The organism is Pseudomonas sp. AC532 (assembly GCF_979258965.1).
Genome location: NZ_OZ409888.1, coordinates 1937769 through 1954857, shown reverse-complemented (window position 1 = coordinate 1954857; position 17089 = coordinate 1937769). Strand labels below are relative to the sequence as shown.

Here is a 17089-nt window from a genome sequence, read left to right as displayed (position 1 = left end):
TAACCAAATCGGCGGCCTGTCCATGCTGCACTGCTTCACATCGACATGGATTTTTCACCGTCGGCGGCAGGTGCCCGTGCGGTCTGCCGAGAGTGGTGCCCCGGGCTGCACATTCCATCACGGATCGCTTGACTTGCCGTGCTCGAATCACAACAATCAACTGCTCGCTGCAGTGGGGTCAGCCGCAAGCTGGCTTCAGCTCAGTAGACATGAGGCGTTACCCGCGCCGACCTTTCGTTACACCCGCAACGCGTTACCTCGCGCTGGGTGGGAAAATCCCGCAACACACCAGGGACTCTCCCAATACTTGCTCAGTTGTAGCTGACGTAGTCGGCGACCACAGTCGCTCATGCTCTGCTGGCAGTAAACCTACTCGGGCCGACCCTGCAAAAGGGCGGTTTTCTGGCGTTTTAGAGGTGAACAACGTGGAGCTTTTATCCGGCGCTGAAATGGTCGTCCGCTCGTTGCGTGACGAAGGCGTTAAGTACATCTACGGGTATCCGGGTGGTGCCCTCCTGCACATTTATGATGCCCTGTTCAAAGAACCGGAAGTGACCCACGTGCTGGTGCGCCACGAACAGGCGGCCACCCACATGGCGGACGGTTATGCCCGCGCCACCGGCAAGGCCGGCGTGGTGCTGGTGACCTCCGGCCCTGGTGCGACCAATGCCGTGACCGGTATCGCCACCGCCTACATGGATTCGATCCCGATGGTGATCATTTCCGGCCAGGTGGCCAGCACCGTGGTTGGCACCGATGCTTTCCAGGAAGTCGACATGGTCGGCATCTCGCGTCCGATCGTGAAGCACAGCTTCATCATCAAGCATCCTTCGGAAATCCCCGAAGTGATCAAGAAAGCCTTCTATCTTGCCGAATCCGGTCGCCCGGGCCCGGTGGTCGTGGATATCCCCAAAGACATGGGCGATCCGACCCAGAAGTTCGAATACAGCTACCCGAAGAAGGTCAAGCTGCGTTCCTACAGCCCTGCGGTGCGTGGTCATTCGGGGCAGATCCGCAAGGCGGCGGAAATGCTCATCGCGGCGAAGCGGCCGATCATCTATTCCGGCGGCGGCGTGATCCTCGGCGGGGCTTCGGCGCACCTGACCGAGCTGGCGCGCGCGCTCAACGTACCCGTCACCAATACCCTGATGGGCCTCGGCGCCTACCCGGGCGATGACCGTCAGTTCGTCGGCATGCTCGGCATGCACGGCAGTTACACCGCCAACCTGGCCATGCACCACGCCGATGTCATCCTGGCGGTCGGTGCGCGTTTCGATGACCGGGTGATCAACGGTGAAAATGCGGCCAAGTTCTGCCCGAATGCGAAGATCATTCACATCGATATCGACCCGGCGTCGATCTCCAAGATGGTCAAGGCGGATATCCCGATCGTCGGCCCGGTCGACAGCGTGCTGAGCGAGATGGTCGCCGCACTCAAGGAGATCGAGCAACGCCCGGACAGCGACTCGCAAGCCACCTGGTGGAAGCAGATCGAGGAATGGCGCGGCAACCGCGGCCTGTTCCCGTACGACAAGGGCGACGGCAGCATTATCAAGCCGCAGACCGTGATCGAAACGCTGTCCGAGGTAACTCACGGCGAGGCGTTTGTCAGTTCCGACGTAGGCCAGCACCAGATGTTCGCGGCCCAGTACTACCGCTTCAACAAGCCGAACCGCTGGATCAACTCCGGCGGCCTGGGCACCATGGGCTTCGGCTTCCCGGCCGCTATGGGCGTCAAGCTCAATTTCCCGGACGCCGATGTCGCCTGCGTGACCGGCGAAGGCAGCATCCAGATGAACATTCAGGAGCTGTCGACCTGCTTGCAGTACGACCTTCCGGTGAAGATCATCAACCTGAACAATGGCGCGCTGGGTATGGTTCGCCAGTGGCAGGACATGCAGTACAGCAGCCGTTACTCGCACTCGTACATGGAATCGCTGCCTGATTTCGTCAAGCTGGCCGAATCCTATGGGCACGTGGGCATGCGCATCACCGATCTGAAGGATCTCAAGCCGAAGATGGAAGAGGCGTTCGCGATGAAGAATCGCCTGGTGTTCCTCGACATCGCCGTGGATACCAGCGAGCACGTCTACCCGATGCAGATCCGCGGTGGAGCGATGCGCGACATGTGGCTGAGCAAGACGGAGCGTACCTGACATGCGTCATATCATTTCCCTGCTGCTGGAAAACGAACCGGGCGCCCTGTCGCGTGTAGTCGGCCTGTTCTCCCAACGCAACTACAACATCGAAAGCCTCACCGTGGCGCCCACCGAAGACCCGACCCTGTCGCGCCTGACGTTGACCACCATCGGCCACGATGACGTGATCGAGCAGATCACCAAGAACCTCAACAAGCTGATCGAAGTGGTCAAGCTGGTGGACTTGTCGGAAAACGCCCACATCGAGCGCGAGCTGATGCTGGTCAAGGTCAAGGCCACGGGCGCCCAGCGCGCCGAGGTCAAGCGCACCACCGACATCTTTCGCGGGCAGATCGTCGACGTCACGCCGAGCGTCTATACCATCCAGTTGGCAGGCACCAGCGACAAACTGGACAGCTTCATCCAGGCCGTCGGCACCGCGCTGATACTGGAAACCGTGCGTAGTGGGGTGACCGGTATCGCCCGCGGCGACAAGGTATTGAGTATCTGATCGCCGCCGTAAAAAAACCCGCCCAGTGCGGGTTTTTTTTGCCTGGAAATTACCGCTGACGGTTCCAGAAGGCCGCGATCAGTGGGTCCTTGAGGCGTTTCTCAAGCGCGAACAGGCCAATATCGTAAGCGGTAAGGGGTGGCTGGATATCGTAGAGGCGTATGCGCGCGGCTAGCGGACTGTTGTCCAGCACGATCTGCGGTACCACGCCGATACCGAAGCCCAGGCTGACCATGCTGACGATGGCCTCGTTGCCGCTCACCTGGGCGTAGATACGCGGTTTGATGTTATGACTTTTCAGCCAGCGGTCGGTGCGGGTCCGGGCCAGGCCTTCCTCGGAAAGGATCATCGGTACGTCCTGCCAGCTTTGCGCCCCGGGCTGTTTCACTTGCTCGTCACTCAGCAACTGAGGTGCTTGCGGACCGATGAAGCGCAGTTCCGAGCGAGTGATCGACTGAAAGACCACGCCGGCCGGCAGGCTGTCGGGAAGGGCGCCGATGGCCAGGTCTTCCAGCCCCTGCTGCACGCGCTCGACGGCCTTGGCCGGATCGCCAGTGTGCAGCTTCATCTCGATGCGCGGATAGTCCCGCCGGAAATTGCTCAGGATGTCATAGAGGAAGCTGTAGCTCGCGGTTACCGAGCAATACAGGGAGAGCTCGCCGTGAAGGATCAACTGATCCTGCCTGACGGTCTGCCGAATGGCCTGCCAGCCGTTCATGACATCGTTGGCGTAGGCGCGGAACTGCTGCCCTTCGCGGGTCAGCTGCACCGAGCGGTTATCGCGAATGAACAGCGGCGCGCCAAGCTCTTCCTCGAGCTGCTTGATGCTGCGGCTGAGCGCCGAGGGGCTTACATGTTGCTCGCGGCTGGTTTTACCGAAATGCAGGTTCTCGGCCAGGGAGAGAAAGAGGGTAAGCGCGTGGCTGTCCATTTTGTGTTTCATATATCGGCATGTGGTATTGCAAATATATCATTTTACGCAATGGGGCGGATCCCTTAAGGTGCCCCTGTAGCGGTGCCAGCACCCATCCCTTTCGATTCCAAGAGCCAATGACAATGAAAGTTTATTACGACAAAGATTGTGACCTCTCGATCATCCAGGGCAAGAAAGTTGCCATCATCGGTTACGGCTCCCAGGGCCATGCCCAGGCCTGCAACCTGAAGGATTCCGGTGTCGACGTCACCGTCGGTCTGCGTAAAGGTTCGGCCACCGTTGCCAAGGCCGAAGCTCATGGTTTGAAAGTGGCTGATGTGGCGTCTGCCGTCGCTGCCGCCGATCTGGTCATGATCCTGACGCCCGACGAGTTCCAGGGCCAGCTGTACAAGAACGAAATCGAGCCGAACATCAAGCAGGGCGCTACCCTCGCGTTCTCCCACGGCTTCGCCATTCACTACAACCAGGTCGTTCCACGCAGCGATCTCGACGTGATCATGATCGCGCCGAAGGCCCCGGGTCACACCGTACGTACCGAATTCGTCAAGGGCGGCGGTATCCCTGACCTGATCGCGGTGTACCAGGATGCTTCGGGCAATGCCAAGAACGTTGCCCTGTCCTACGCCTCGGGCGTTGGCGGTGGCCGTACCGGCATCATCGAAACCACCTTCAAGGACGAAACCGAAACCGACCTGTTCGGTGAGCAGGCTGTTCTGTGTGGCGGTACTGTCGAACTGGTCAAGGCCGGTTTCGAAACCCTGGTGGAAGCCGGTTACGCGCCGGAAATGGCCTACTTCGAGTGCCTGCACGAACTGAAGCTGATCGTTGACCTCATGTACGAAGGCGGCATCGCCAACATGAACTACTCGATCTCCAACAACGCCGAGTACGGCGAGTACGTGACCGGTCCGGAAGTCATCAACGCCGAATCCCGCCAGGCCATGCGCAATGCACTCAAGCGCATCCAGGACGGCGAATACGCGAAGATGTTCATCAGCGAAGGCGCCACCAACTACCCGTCGATGACCGCCAAGCGCCGCAACAACGCTGCCCATGGTATCGAGATCATCGGCGAGCAGCTGCGCTCGATGATGCCGTGGATTTCGGCCAACAAGATCGTCGACAAGTCGAAGAACTGAGTCGAGTCGATCGAGAAAGAACGCGGCCTTGGTCGCGTTTTTTCGTTATGGGAGACGCATCTGGTATAAAGCCCGGACGCTAATGCCGACGTTAGGGCGAACGCTTGCCCGGCGACTCGGTCGAAAATTCAAATCCGCAACTAGGTATTGTTCATGAGCGAGCGTCCGCAAGAGCCAAAGTCGTCCAAGGACGATGAGAGCTTACTGCCCATCGACGAGCATATAGAGGAAGGGCACGACGACGAGGGGCGCAAGGTTCGCCACCGTGGCATCTATCTGTTGCCCAACTTGTTCACCACCGCCAATCTGTTCGCCGGCTTTTACGCCATCATCAACGCGATGAACGGCAATTTCTACGTGGCTGCCGCGGCGGTCTTCGTGGCCATGGTGCTGGACGGTCTGGATGGTCGGGTTGCGCGCCTCACCAATACCCAGAGCGCCTTCGGTGCCGAATACGATTCGCTGTCGGACATGGTGGCCTTCGGGGTGGCGCCGGCGCTGCTGGCGTTCGAGTGGGCCCTCGGCAGCATGGGCAAGGTCGGCTGGATGGTCGCTTTCATCTATGTAGCCGGCGCAGCGCTGCGTCTGGCGCGCTTCAATACCCAGATCGGCAGCGTCGACAAACGCTACTTCATCGGCCTGGCCAGCCCGGCAGCCGCTGGCGTGGTGGCCGGTACCGTATGGGCATTCAGCGATTTCGGCATCCAGGGCTCCAACATGTCCTTCGTGGTGGCGATCCTGGTCGCAGCTGCCGGCATGTTGATGGTCAGCAACATCAAATACAACAGCTTCAAGAATCTCGATCTGAAGGGTCGCGTGCCATTCGTGGCGATTTTGGCCGTGGTGCTTGTGTTCGCGGTGGTGTTCAGCGATCCGCCGCGCATCCTGTTGTTGATCTTCCTGGCCTATGCCGCGTCGGGTCCGATCCAGTATTTGCTGCGTTTGCGTCGTCGCCAGACCGGCGAGTGATGTAATTTCCTGCAGACTCCGTAGTCTATTGGGCACGCCTGTCCCGATACTGCGGAGTCACCATGCTCATCAAGCTGCCTCAGGCATCCGAATGCAACGAATCGGATGTCACTCCCGAGTCTGTGTACCTTTCCCGTCGCACCTTCATGTCCGCAGCTGCTGCTGGAGTGGCACTAGGCAGCCTGCCCGTGTGGGCGCAGTCTTCGCCTGTCGAGCGTTACGCGGATGTCGAGGCGGGGAATGCGCCCGCCTGGCTGCAAAAGCAGATCGCGGCAACCCGCTGGGAAGCCGTGACCGTCAAGGACGAGGCGCTGACGCCGTTTCGCGATGCCACGAACTACAATAACTTCTACGAGTTCGGCCCCGACAAGTCGGATCCGGCAGCGAATGCCGCAAGTCTGAAGACCGAACCCTGGTCCGTGGTGATCGACGGCGAAGTCGGCAAGCCGGGGCGCTATGCACTCGAGGACTTCCTCAAGCCCTATCAGCTGGAGGAGCGCATTTACCGGCTGCGCTGCGTGGAAGCCTGGTCGATGGTGATTCCCTGGATAGGTTTTCCCATCTCGGCTCTTCTTAATAAGGTGGAGCCGACCTCGGCGGCGAAGTTCATCCGCTTCGAAACCCTCAATGATCCCGACAGCATGCCCGGCCAGCGCTCGCGTTTCGGTCTGCTCGAGTGGCCCTATGTGGAAGGTTTGCGCCTGGACGAGGCGATGCATCCACTGGCCATCCTGGCGGTGGGCATGTACGGCCGTGAGCTGCCCAACCAGAACGGTGCGCCCTTGCGGTTGGTGGTGCCGTGGAAGTACGGCTTCAAAAGCATCAAGTCCATCGTGCGCATCAGTCTGGTCAGCGAGCAGCCGCAAACCACCTGGCAGAGTATCGCCGCGCAGGAGTACGGCTTCTACGCCAACGTCAATCCGACCGTCGACCACCCCCGCTGGACCCAGGCACGTGAACGTCGGCTGCCCAGCGGGCTGTTCAGTCCCAATGTTCGCGAGACGCAGATGTTCAACGGCTACGCGGATGAAGTGGCCAGCCTCTATGCCAACCTTGACCTGCGGAAGAACTATTGATGCGTCATGCGTTGTGGCGGTTGTGCGTGTTCCTGCTGGTAGCGGTCTGGCCGTTGTACTGGTTGTATCAGGCCTGGCTGTTCGCGCTGGGGCCGGACCCGGGCAAGGTGCTGGTCGAACGGCTGGGCTTGGGCACGCTGATTCTTCTGCTTATCACGTTAAGCATGACGCCGCTGCAGAAGCTCAGTGGCTGGTCGGGGTGGATCGCCGTGCGTCGTCAGCTGGGGCTGTGGTGCTTTGCCTATGGCGTGCTGCATCTGATTGCCTATGCCGTTTTCATCCTTGGCCTGGACTGGTCGCAGTTGGCGGTCGAATTGCGCAAAAGGCCCTACATCATTGTGGGTGCCTTCGCCCTGTTCGGTCTGTTGCTGTTGGCCGTCACCTCGAACCGCTATAGCCAGCGGCGGCTTGGCAAATCCTGGAAAAAGCTGCATCGCCTCATCTACCTGATTCTGCCGCTTGGATTGCTGCATATGCTGTGGATCGTGCGGGCCGATCTGGCGGAGTGGGCCGTATACGCCTTCATGGCTGGCGTGCTGCTCACGCTGCGTATCCCGTCGGTGATGCGTCGAATTCCGCGCGTCATGGGCAAGCAGGCGGAAATTTCCAGAAAAGCGTAAATTAACGGTTGACCTGAAATTGTGGCGGCCTATAATGCGCACCACTTCCGGCGTGGCCTGATCTGAAAACTCCTTGCAAAACAAGAAGTTAGAGGAAAATAAGGGTTGCACGGGCGGCGAATTCGAGTAGAATGCGCCGGCATCGACAGGGTGGTTTGAGTGTTCTGTTGGTGGCTCGATCAGGTTGGATCGAAAGCGGTTGAAAAGGTGGTTGACAGCGGTTTGTAACGCTGTAGAATGCGCCTCCCGCTGGAGAGAAGATGATCTGGTGGGGTGCTGCAAGGTGTTGAGAAGAAAGAAAAAGTTCTTCAAAAACAGCTTGACAGGAAATGAGGCTGCTGTAAGATGCGCGCCTCGGTTGAGACGAAAGGCTTAACCAAACGTTCTTTAACAACTGAATCAAGCAATTCGTGTGGGTGCTTGTGGGTTAAGACTGAGGATCGCAAGATTATCAGCATCACAAGTAAACACTCGTTAATTCGAGAGTTAACTCTTTAGCAATAAAGAGGTTTGCGATTGCTGAGCCAAGTTTAGGGTTTTCTCAAAACCCATGCAGTATTGAACTGAAGAGTTTGATCATGGCTCAGATTGAACGCTGGCGGCAGGCCTAACACATGCAAGTCGAGCGGATGACGGGAGCTTGCTCCCTGATTCAGCGGCGGACGGGTGAGTAATGCCTAGGAATCTGCCTATTAGTGGGGGACAACGTTTCGAAAGGAACGCTAATACCGCATACGTCCTACGGGAGAAAGCAGGGGACCTTCGGGCCTTGCGCTAATAGATGAGCCTAGGTCGGATTAGCTAGTTGGTGAGGTAATGGCTCACCAAGGCGACGATCCGTAACTGGTCTGAGAGGATGATCAGTCACACTGGAACTGAGACACGGTCCAGACTCCTACGGGAGGCAGCAGTGGGGAATATTGGACAATGGGCGAAAGCCTGATCCAGCCATGCCGCGTGTGTGAAGAAGGTCTTCGGATTGTAAAGCACTTTAAGTTGGGAGGAAGGGTTGTAGATTAATACTCTGCAATTTTGACGTTACCGACAGAATAAGCACCGGCTAACTCTGTGCCAGCAGCCGCGGTAATACAGAGGGTGCAAGCGTTAATCGGAATTACTGGGCGTAAAGCGCGCGTAGGTGGTTTGTTAAGTTGGATGTGAAAGCCCCGGGCTCAACCTGGGAACTGCATCCAAAACTGGCAAGCTAGAGTACGGTAGAGGGTGGTGGAATTTCCTGTGTAGCGGTGAAATGCGTAGATATAGGAAGGAACACCAGTGGCGAAGGCGACCACCTGGACTGATACTGACACTGAGGTGCGAAAGCGTGGGGAGCAAACAGGATTAGATACCCTGGTAGTCCACGCCGTAAACGATGTCAACTAGCCGTTGGGTTCCTTGAGAACTTAGTGGCGCAGCTAACGCATTAAGTTGACCGCCTGGGGAGTACGGCCGCAAGGTTAAAACTCAAATGAATTGACGGGGGCCCGCACAAGCGGTGGAGCATGTGGTTTAATTCGAAGCAACGCGAAGAACCTTACCTGGCCTTGACATGCTGAGAACTTTCCAGAGATGGATTGGTGCCTTCGGGAACTCAGACACAGGTGCTGCATGGCTGTCGTCAGCTCGTGTCGTGAGATGTTGGGTTAAGTCCCGTAACGAGCGCAACCCTTGTCCTTAGTTACCAGCACGTTATGGTGGGAACTCTAAGGAGACTGCCGGTGACAAACCGGAGGAAGGTGGGGATGACGTCAAGTCATCATGGCCCTTACGGCCAGGGCTACACACGTGCTACAATGGTCGGTACAAAGGGTCGCCAAGCCGCGAGGTGGAGCTAATCCCATAAAACCGATCGTAGTCCGGATCGCAGTCTGCAACTCGACTGCGTGAAGTCGGAATCGCTAGTAATCGTGAATCAGAACGTCACGGTGAATACGTTCCCGGGCCTTGTACACACCGCCCGTCACACCATGGGAGTGGGTTGCACCAGAAGTAGCTAGTCTAACCTTCGGGAGGACGGTTACCACGGTGTGATTCATGACTGGGGTGAAGTCGTAACAAGGTAGCCGTAGGGGAACCTGCGGCTGGATCACCTCCTTAATCGAAAGATCCCAGCTTATTCATAAGCACCCACACGAATTGCTTGATTCATTGCGAAAGACGATTGGGTCTGTAGCTCAGTTGGTTAGAGCGCACCCCTGATAAGGGTGAGGTCGGCAGTTCGAATCTGCCCAGACCCACCAATTGTTGAGGGTGCAGGCCTTGAAAGTATTTGGGGCCATAGCTCAGCTGGGAGAGCGCCTGCCTTGCACGCAGGAGGTCAGCGGTTCGATCCCGCTTGGCTCCACCACTTACAGATGTTGATGCGTATAGAGTTCAGAAATGAGCATTCCTGTTTAGGCAGATGAGTGTTGATTTCTGGTCTTTGACCAGTCGAAAAATCGTTCTTTAAAAATTTGGGTATGTGATAGAAGTGACTGATTGATTACTTTCACTGGTAATTAATTTGGTCAAGGTAAAATTTGCGTTGTTCTCAAGTGCAAATTTTCGGCGAATGTCGTCTTCACGTTATAGACAGTAACCAGATTGCTTGGGGTTATATGGTCAAGTGAAGAAGCGCATACGGTGGATGCCTTGGCAGTCAGAGGCGATGAAAGACGTTGTAGCCTGCGATAAGCTTTGGGGAGTCGGCAAACAGACTGTGATCCAGAGATCTCTGAATGGGGGAACCCACCTAGCATAAGCTGGGTATCATGCACTGAATACATAGGTGCATGAGGCGAACCAGGGGAACTGAAACATCTAAGTACCCTGAGGAAAAGAAATCAACCGAGATTCCCTTAGTAGTGGCGAGCGAACGGGGACTAGCCCTTAAGTTGATTTGAGATTAGTGGAAGGCTCTGGAAAGTGCCGCCGTAGTGGGTGATAGCCCCGTACACGAAAATCTCTTATCAATGAAATCGAGTAGGACGGAGCACGAGAAACTTTGTCTGAATATGGGGGGACCATCCTCCAAGGCTAAATACTACTGACTGACCGATAGTGAACTAGTACCGTGAGGGAAAGGCGAAAAGAACCCCGGAGAGGGGAGTGAAATAGATCCTGAAACCGTATGCGTACAAGCAGTGGGAGCAGACTTGTTCTGTGACTGCGTACCTTTTGTATAATGGGTCAGCGACTTATATTCAGTGGCGAGCTTAACCGAATAGGGGAGGCGTAGCGAAAGCGAGTCTTAATAGGGCGTTTAGTCGCTGGGTATAGACCCGAAACCGGGCGATCTATCCATGGGCAGGTTGAAGGTTAGGTAACACTGACTGGAGGACCGAACCGACTACCGTTGAAAAGTTAGCGGATGACCTGTGGATCGGAGTGAAAGGCTAATCAAGCTCGGAGATAGCTGGTTCTCCTCGAAAGCTATTTAGGTAGCGCCTCGTGTATCACTGCTGGGGGTAGAGCACTGTTTCGGCTAGGGGGTCATCCCGACTTACCAAACCGATGCAAACTCCGAATACCAGCAAGTGTCAGCACGGGAGACACACGGCGGGTGCTAACGTCCGTCGTGAAAAGGGAAACAACCCAGACCGTCAGCTAAGGTCCCAAAGTTATGGTTAAGTGGGAAACGATGTGGGAAGGCTTAGACAGCTAGGAGGTTGGCTTAGAAGCAGCCACCCTTTAAAGAAAGCGTAATAGCTCACTAGTCGAGTCGGCCTGCGCGGAAGATGTAACGGGGCTCAAACCATACACCGAAGCTACGGGTTCATCTTAGGATGAGCGGTAGAGGAGCGTTCTGTAAGCCTGTGAAGGTGAGTTGAGAAGCTTGCTGGAGGTATCAGAAGTGCGAATGCTGACATGAGTAACGACAATGGGAGTGAAAAACTCCCACGCCGAAAGACCAAGGTTTCCTGCGCAACGTTAATCGACGCAGGGTGAGTCGGCCCCTAAGGCGAGGCAGAAATGCGTAGTCGATGGGAAACGGGTTAATATTCCCGTACTTCTAATTACTGCGATGGAGGGACGGAGAAGGCTAGGCCAGCACGGCGTTGGTTGTCCGTGTTTAAGGTGGTAGGCTGAGATCTTAGGTAAATCCGGGATCTTAAGGCCGAGAGCTGATGACGAGTTGTCCTTTGGGACGATGAAGTGGTTGATGCCATGCTTCCAGGAAAAGCTTCTAAGCTTCAGGTAATTAGGAACCGTACCCCAAACCGACACAGGTGGTTAGGTAGAGAATACCAAGGCGCTTGAGAGAACTCGGGTGAAGGAACTAGGCAAAATGGCACCGTAACTTCGGGAGAAGGTGCGCCGGTGAGTGTGAAGGGTTTACCCCGTAAGCACATGCCGGTCGAAGATACCAGGCCGCTGCGACTGTTTATTAAAAACACAGCACTCTGCAAACACGAAAGTGGACGTATAGGGTGTGACGCCTGCCCGGTGCCGGAAGGTTAATTGATGGGGTTAGCTAACGCGAAGCTCTTGATCGAAGCCCCGGTAAACGGCGGCCGTAACTATAACGGTCCTAAGGTAGCGAAATTCCTTGTCGGGTAAGTTCCGACCTGCACGAATGGCGTAACGATGGCGGCGCTGTCTCCACCCGAGACTCAGTGAAATTGAAATCGCTGTGAAGATGCAGTGTATCCGCGGCTAGACGGAAAGACCCCGTGAACCTTTACTATAGCTTTGCACTGGACTTTGAGCTTGCTTGTGTAGGATAGGTGGGAGGCTTTGAAGTGGGGACGCCAGTTCTCATGGAGCCAACCTTGAAATACCACCCTGGCAACCTTGAGGTTCTAACTCTGGTCCGTTATCCGGATCGAGGACAGTGTATGGTGGGTAGTTTGACTGGGGCGGTCTCCTCCTAAAGAGTAACGGAGGAGTACGAAGGTGCGCTCAGACCGGTCGGAAATCGGTCGTAGAGTATAAAGGCAAAAGCGCGCTTGACTGCGAGACAGACACGTCGAGCAGGTACGAAAGTAGGTCTTAGTGATCCGGTGGTTCTGTATGGAAGGGCCATCGCTCAACGGATAAAAGGTACTCCGGGGATAACAGGCTGATACCGCCCAAGAGTTCATATCGACGGCGGTGTTTGGCACCTCGATGTCGGCTCATCACATCCTGGGGCTGAAGCCGGTCCCAAGGGTATGGCTGTTCGCCATTTAAAGTGGTACGCGAGCTGGGTTTAGAACGTCGTGAGACAGTTCGGTCCCTATCTGCCGTGGACGTTTGAGATTTGAGAGGGGCTGCTCCTAGTACGAGAGGACCGGAGTGGACGAACCTCTGGTGTTCCGGTTGTCACGCCAGTGGCATTGCCGGGTAGCTATGTTCGGGAAAGATAACCGCTGAAAGCATCTAAGCGGGAAACTTGCCTCAAGATGAGATCTCACTGGAACCTTGAGTTCCCTAAAGGGCCGTCGAAGACTACGACGTTGATAGGCTGGGTGTGTAAGCGTTGTGAGGCGTTGAGCTAACCAGTACTAATTGCCCGTGAGGCTTGACCATATAACACCCAAACAATTTGGCTGTTAGACGGTAGAAGTCGACAGTAATGCCGAAAATTTGTAAAACGAACACGCAACACCAACTGATATCACATACCCAATTCGGGGAAGCGACCTAAAAACCGACTCCCCAACCGGATTGCTTGACGACCATAGAGCGTTGGAACCACCTGATCCCATCCCGAACTCAGTAGTGAAACGATGCATCGCCGATGGTAGTGTGGGGTCTCCCCATGTGAGAGTAGGTCATCGTCAAGCTTCTACCAGAAACCCCAGATCTCGACAGAGGTCTGGGGTTTCGTCTTTGTGGCGGCAAAAAAGGTCAGCGGCCAGGGTGACGGGCAGGCAACAGACTCGTAGCCTAAAGTGCGACGCTTTGGTGGCACCCCCGGGTGTCGCTTCGCTCGACCCAGGCTACGCAGCACGTGCAGGTGGTTGCCAGGCGCGCGGGGTGAGGCTAGGTGCAAAGATGGGGTCTTCCATCTTCGGATAGTTTTTTCGTGAGCGCCGACGGCCATCGGCGGAAATAATCGCTACAACTGTGCGCCGTCGTCTGGCTCTCGTTTAGAATGCCCCGATCCTTTCGAGAACTCCTTCCATGCCCGAGCTGGCCGAGCGGCAGTCGTTAGCTGAAGTCCCCCTGAGCGAGCTGGTCGCCTGTCATGAGTGCGATCTGCTCATGCGCAAGCCGCAAATCGGTGATGGTGAAAGCGTTGAGTGCCCACGGTGCGGGTACGAGCTTTACAACCACCGTCATCAGGTGGTGCGTCGCAGCCTTGCGTTGGTGCTGGCGGCGCTGCTGCTTTACGTGCCCGCCAACTTTCTACCGATCATGCACTTGACCCTGCTGGGGCAAACCGCCAACGACACGGTGTGGAGCGGTGTGCTCGGCCTGTACAACAGCGGCATGCAGAGCATCGCCGTGGTGGTGTTTCTCTGCAGCATGGCGGTACCGCTGCTCAAGCTGGTCTGCCAGTTGCTGGTGCTGTTGAGCATTAGCCTGAAGATAGGCCGCGGCTATGGGCTGCTGCTCTATCGCATTTATCACCACATGCGCGAATGGGGCATGCTCGAGGTGTACCTGATGGGCATTCTGGTTTCCATCGTTAAACTGGCCGACATCGCCGCATTGTCGCTGGGCTTTGGGTTGTTCTGCTTCATTGCGCTGCTGCTGGTGCAGGTCTGGCTGGAGGTGACCATGTCCCCCCACCAGATCTGGGAAGCTCTGGCCGGGGAGAGTATCAGTGCGCGCCATTGATGCCGGGCTGCTGATCTGTCACGAATGCCACCAGCTCAACCGCCTTCAGCCTGATCTGAAGCGGCAGTTCTGCTCGCGTTGTGGTGGACGGGTGCATCCCCGTCAGCCCAATAGCCTGATGCGTACCTGGGCGTTGCTGATCACCGCAGCCATTCTCTACATTCCCGCGAACCTGCTGCCGATCATGACCGTCAACTCCCTCGGCAAGGGACAGCCGGACACCATCATGTCCGGTGTCATCAGCCTGGTCGAGAATGGCATGCTGCCCATTGCTGCGGTGGTCTTTATCGCCAGCATACTGGTGCCGACCTTCAAGCTGGTTGGAATCGGGCTGCTGCTTTATTCGGTGCAGCGGCATCAGCCGATGTCGGCGCGCCAACGAATCTTGATGTACCGCTTCATCGAATGGATCGGACGCTGGTCGATGCTGGATATCTTCGTCATTGCCATTCTGGTGGCGGTGGTGCGATTCGGCAGTCTGGCAAGCGTCGAGCCAGGGATAGGGGCGGTGGCATTTGCCAGTGTGGTCATCCTGACAATGCTGGCAGCGCTGACCTTCGACCCTCGATTGATTTGGGATAACACGGAATCGGATGACGACCATGAATGATCTGCCTACAGCCAGGACGCGCCCCGCTTCCAACTGGTCCGCGATATGGGTGCTGCCGCTGATCGCCTTGCTGATTGGCGGCTGGCTGGGCTGGCGTGCCTACAGCGAGGCCGGTATCCAGATACAGGTGGTGTTCGCCAGCGGTGAGGGCATCGAAGCCGGCAAGACCGAGGTGGTCTACAAAGGCATGTCGATCGGCAAGGTCACCAGCCTGACCCTGGACAAGAGCGAGAAGCAGCGAGGTGTGGTCGCCACGCTGGAGATGAACAATGACGTCGAGTACCAGCTGCGTTCCGGTACGCGGTTCTGGCTGGTCAAACCGAGCGTCAGCCTCGCCGGGATCACCGGGCTGGAAACGCTGGTGTCGGGCAACTACATTGCGGTCAGCCCCGGTGTCGGTGAGCCGACCTACGACTTCCAGGCGCTGCCCCAGGCGCCGCCGTTGTCAGACGAGCAACCGGGCCTGCACCTGACTCTTAAGGCCGAGCGGCTGGGTTCGCTGAACCGTGACAGCCCGGTGTTCTACAAGCAGATCCAGGTCGGCCGGGTGAAGAGCTATGAGCTCGCCAGCGACCAGACCTCGGTCGACGTGAAGGTGTTCATCGAACCGGCCTATGCCGATCTGGTGCGCAAACACACACGCTTCTGGAATGCCAGCGGCATCAGCATCGACGCCAATTTCTCCGGCGTGAAATTTCGCAGCGAGTCCCTGTCCAGTATCGTGGCGGGGGGCATCGCCTTCGCGACCCCGGAACACCGCAAGGACAGCCCGCCGACCGACCCCAGCAAGCCCTTCCGCCTCTATGAGGACTTCGATGCGGCGCAGGCGGGCATCAAGGCGGTGGTCAAACTGACTGATTTCGAAGGGCTGCAGGCCGGTCGTACGCCGGTGATGTACAAGGGTATTCAGGCCGGCACGCTGAAAACCCTGAAGGTAGATCCCGACCTCAAGAGTGCTACGGCCGAGCTGGCCATGGACCCGCTGGCCGAGGACTATCTTGTAGAAGACAGCCAGTTCTGGGTCGTCAAACCCTCCATCTCGCTGGCCGGCATCACCGGCCTGGAGGCGCTGGTAAAGGGCAATTACATAGCCATTCGTCCCGGCGAGCTGGGCGGCACGCCGCGTCGTGACTTCGTCGCCCGGACCAAGGCGCCGCCGCTCGACCTCGGTGCCGAGGGGCTTCACCTGGTGCTTTTCAGTGACGTCCTCGGCTCGGTCGACGTAGGCAGTCCCATCCTCTATCGGCAGATGAAAGTGGGTACCGTGCAGAGCTTCCAACTGTCGCGCGACAACAAGCAGGTGGTGCTCGGCGTGCACATCGAGCCGGAATATGCCGGGTTGGTGAACCGTACCACGCGCTTCTGGAATGTCAGCGGTATCACCCTCAAGGGTGGTCTTTCCGGCGTTGAGATCAAGAGCGAATCCTTGCAGACGCTGATGTCCGGCGGCATCGCTTTCGAGACCGATGACCTCAAGGCGCCTGCCGAGGCCAAGCGGGTGCAGCGCTTCGACCTTTATGCCGACCGCGATGCGGCGATGCAGAGCGGTGATGCCGTGAGCATCCGGGTCGAGCGTGGCGATGGTCTGTCTGCCGGCACAGAGATCCGCTTCAAGGGGTTGCAGATCGGTACCATCGATCGCGTCGAGCTGACCGGTGATCTGCAGGCTGTGATGCTTCAAGGCCGCCTCACCACGGCGGCGCAGCAGGTCCTGCGGCCGGGATCGCGCTTCTGGGTGGTGAAACCGCAAGTCAGCCTGGCCGGTGCCGCCAACCTCGATACCCTGATCGGCGGCCAGTACATCGAGGTACTGCCGTCAGGGCAGGCCAGCGGGCGGCAGACCGAGTTCGTGGCCCTTAAAGAGGCGCCGGAGCAGGTGGTCGAGGAGCCGGGGCTGAAGCTGGTGCTGAGTGCGCCACGCCGTGGCTCGCTGAAGGCTGGAGCCCCGGTGACCTATCGAGAGGTGCAGGTTGGCAAGGTGACCCAGTACGAGCTGGGCGCCACGGCGGACCGCGTGCTGATCCACATTCTCATCGAACCGCGTTATGCGGGCCTGGTGCAGACCGGCAGCCGCTTCTGGAACAGCTCGGGCTTCGGCATCGATGTCGGCCTGTTCAAAGGCATGACGGTGCGCACCGAATCGCTGGAAACCCTGGTGGCCGGCGGCGTCGCGTTCGCCACCCCGGAGACCAGCGGCAATGCGGCAAGACCGGGACAGACCTTTGCGCTGTTCGACGAAGCGCAACCCGAATGGCTGCAATGGGCGCCGAAAATCGCCCTGCCGAAATGAAGGGTGACGGGCCTCTGCCGTAGCCGGATGCCCGCCGTCGAAATGCCACGAAAAA

The 17089-nt window shown here is 57.5% G+C and carries 10 protein-coding genes, 2 tRNA genes and 3 rRNA genes; 14 read left to right on the top strand and 1 reads right to left on the bottom strand.

The genetic code is table 11. The features are described from left to right. The first annotated feature begins 425 nt into the window (after positions 1–425). Both ACZ0AV_RS09325 and ilvN read left to right on the top strand, forming a co-directional pair. Positions 426–2156, top strand: coding sequence for an acetolactate synthase 3 large subunit (locus tag ACZ0AV_RS09325; protein WP_499150779.1), 1731 nt, complete (start codon positions 426–428; stop codon positions 2154–2156). 1 nt (position 2157) lies between these two features. Next, on the top strand, positions 2158–2649 hold the full coding sequence (gene ilvN, locus ACZ0AV_RS09320; protein WP_073268711.1) for an acetolactate synthase small subunit: 492 nt from the start codon (positions 2158–2160) through the stop codon (positions 2647–2649). A gap of 49 nt (positions 2650–2698) precedes the next feature. On the opposite strand, the gene ilvY is transcribed toward ilvN, so the two are convergent. Further along, entirely contained in the window at positions 2699–3580 is an 882-nt protein-coding gene (gene ilvY / locus ACZ0AV_RS09315; RefSeq protein ID WP_499153335.1) for an HTH-type transcriptional activator IlvY, read from the bottom strand. A gap of 125 nt (positions 3581–3705) precedes the next feature. Between ilvY and ilvC the strand changes: the two genes are divergently transcribed. The 12 genes from ilvC (at position 3706) to ACZ0AV_RS09255 (ending at position 17034) form a co-directional block, all read left to right on the top strand. Continuing rightward, entirely contained in the window at positions 3706–4722 is a 1017-nt protein-coding gene (gene ilvC / locus ACZ0AV_RS09310; RefSeq protein ID WP_499150778.1) for a ketol-acid reductoisomerase, read from the top strand. Between the two features lie 153 nt (positions 4723–4875). Then, positions 4876–5691 (top strand): CDP-diacylglycerol--serine O-phosphatidyltransferase, encoded by an 816-nt coding sequence (gene pssA, locus ACZ0AV_RS09305; RefSeq protein ID WP_499150777.1) that lies wholly within the window; start codon positions 4876–4878, stop codon positions 5689–5691. A gap of 62 nt (positions 5692–5753) precedes the next feature. Beyond that, entirely contained in the window at positions 5754–6767 is a 1014-nt protein-coding gene (msrP, locus tag ACZ0AV_RS09300; protein WP_499150776.1) for a protein-methionine-sulfoxide reductase catalytic subunit MsrP, read from the top strand. Then, positions 6767–7387 (top strand): protein-methionine-sulfoxide reductase heme-binding subunit MsrQ, encoded by a 621-nt coding sequence (msrQ, locus tag ACZ0AV_RS09295; protein ID WP_499150775.1) that lies wholly within the window; start codon positions 6767–6769, stop codon positions 7385–7387. Before msrP ends, msrQ begins: the two co-directional genes overlap by 1 nt. Before the next feature lie 560 nt (positions 7388–7947). Continuing rightward, a 16S ribosomal RNA gene (locus ACZ0AV_RS09290) occupies positions 7948–9484 on the top strand. A 66-nt stretch (positions 9485–9550) separates the two neighbouring features. Next, positions 9551–9627, top strand: a tRNA-Ile gene (locus tag ACZ0AV_RS09285). A gap of 31 nt (positions 9628–9658) precedes the next feature. Continuing rightward, a tRNA-Ala gene (locus ACZ0AV_RS09280) sits at positions 9659–9734 on the top strand. A gap of 252 nt (positions 9735–9986) precedes the next feature. Next, positions 9987–12877: ribosomal RNA gene (locus ACZ0AV_RS09275) — 23S ribosomal RNA — on the top strand. Positions 12878–13018: 141 nt separating this feature from the next. After that, positions 13019–13134 (top strand): 5S ribosomal RNA (gene rrf, locus ACZ0AV_RS09270). The 16S, 23S and 5S rRNA genes sit together here with 2 tRNA genes alongside, the layout of an rRNA operon. 340 nt (positions 13135–13474) lie before the next feature. Beyond that, positions 13475–14134: a paraquat-inducible protein A gene (locus ACZ0AV_RS09265; RefSeq protein ID WP_499150774.1), complete on the top strand. Its 660-nt coding sequence runs from the start codon at positions 13475–13477 to the stop codon at positions 14132–14134. Then, entirely contained in the window at positions 14121–14744 is a 624-nt protein-coding gene (locus tag ACZ0AV_RS09260) for a paraquat-inducible protein A (protein WP_499150773.1), read from the top strand. Before ACZ0AV_RS09265 ends, ACZ0AV_RS09260 begins: the two co-directional genes overlap by 14 nt. After that, on the top strand, positions 14737–17034 hold the full coding sequence (locus ACZ0AV_RS09255; protein ID WP_499150772.1) for a PqiB family protein: 2298 nt from the start codon (positions 14737–14739) through the stop codon (positions 17032–17034). Before ACZ0AV_RS09260 ends, ACZ0AV_RS09255 begins: the two co-directional genes overlap by 8 nt. Positions 17035–17089: the final 55 nt, after the last annotated feature.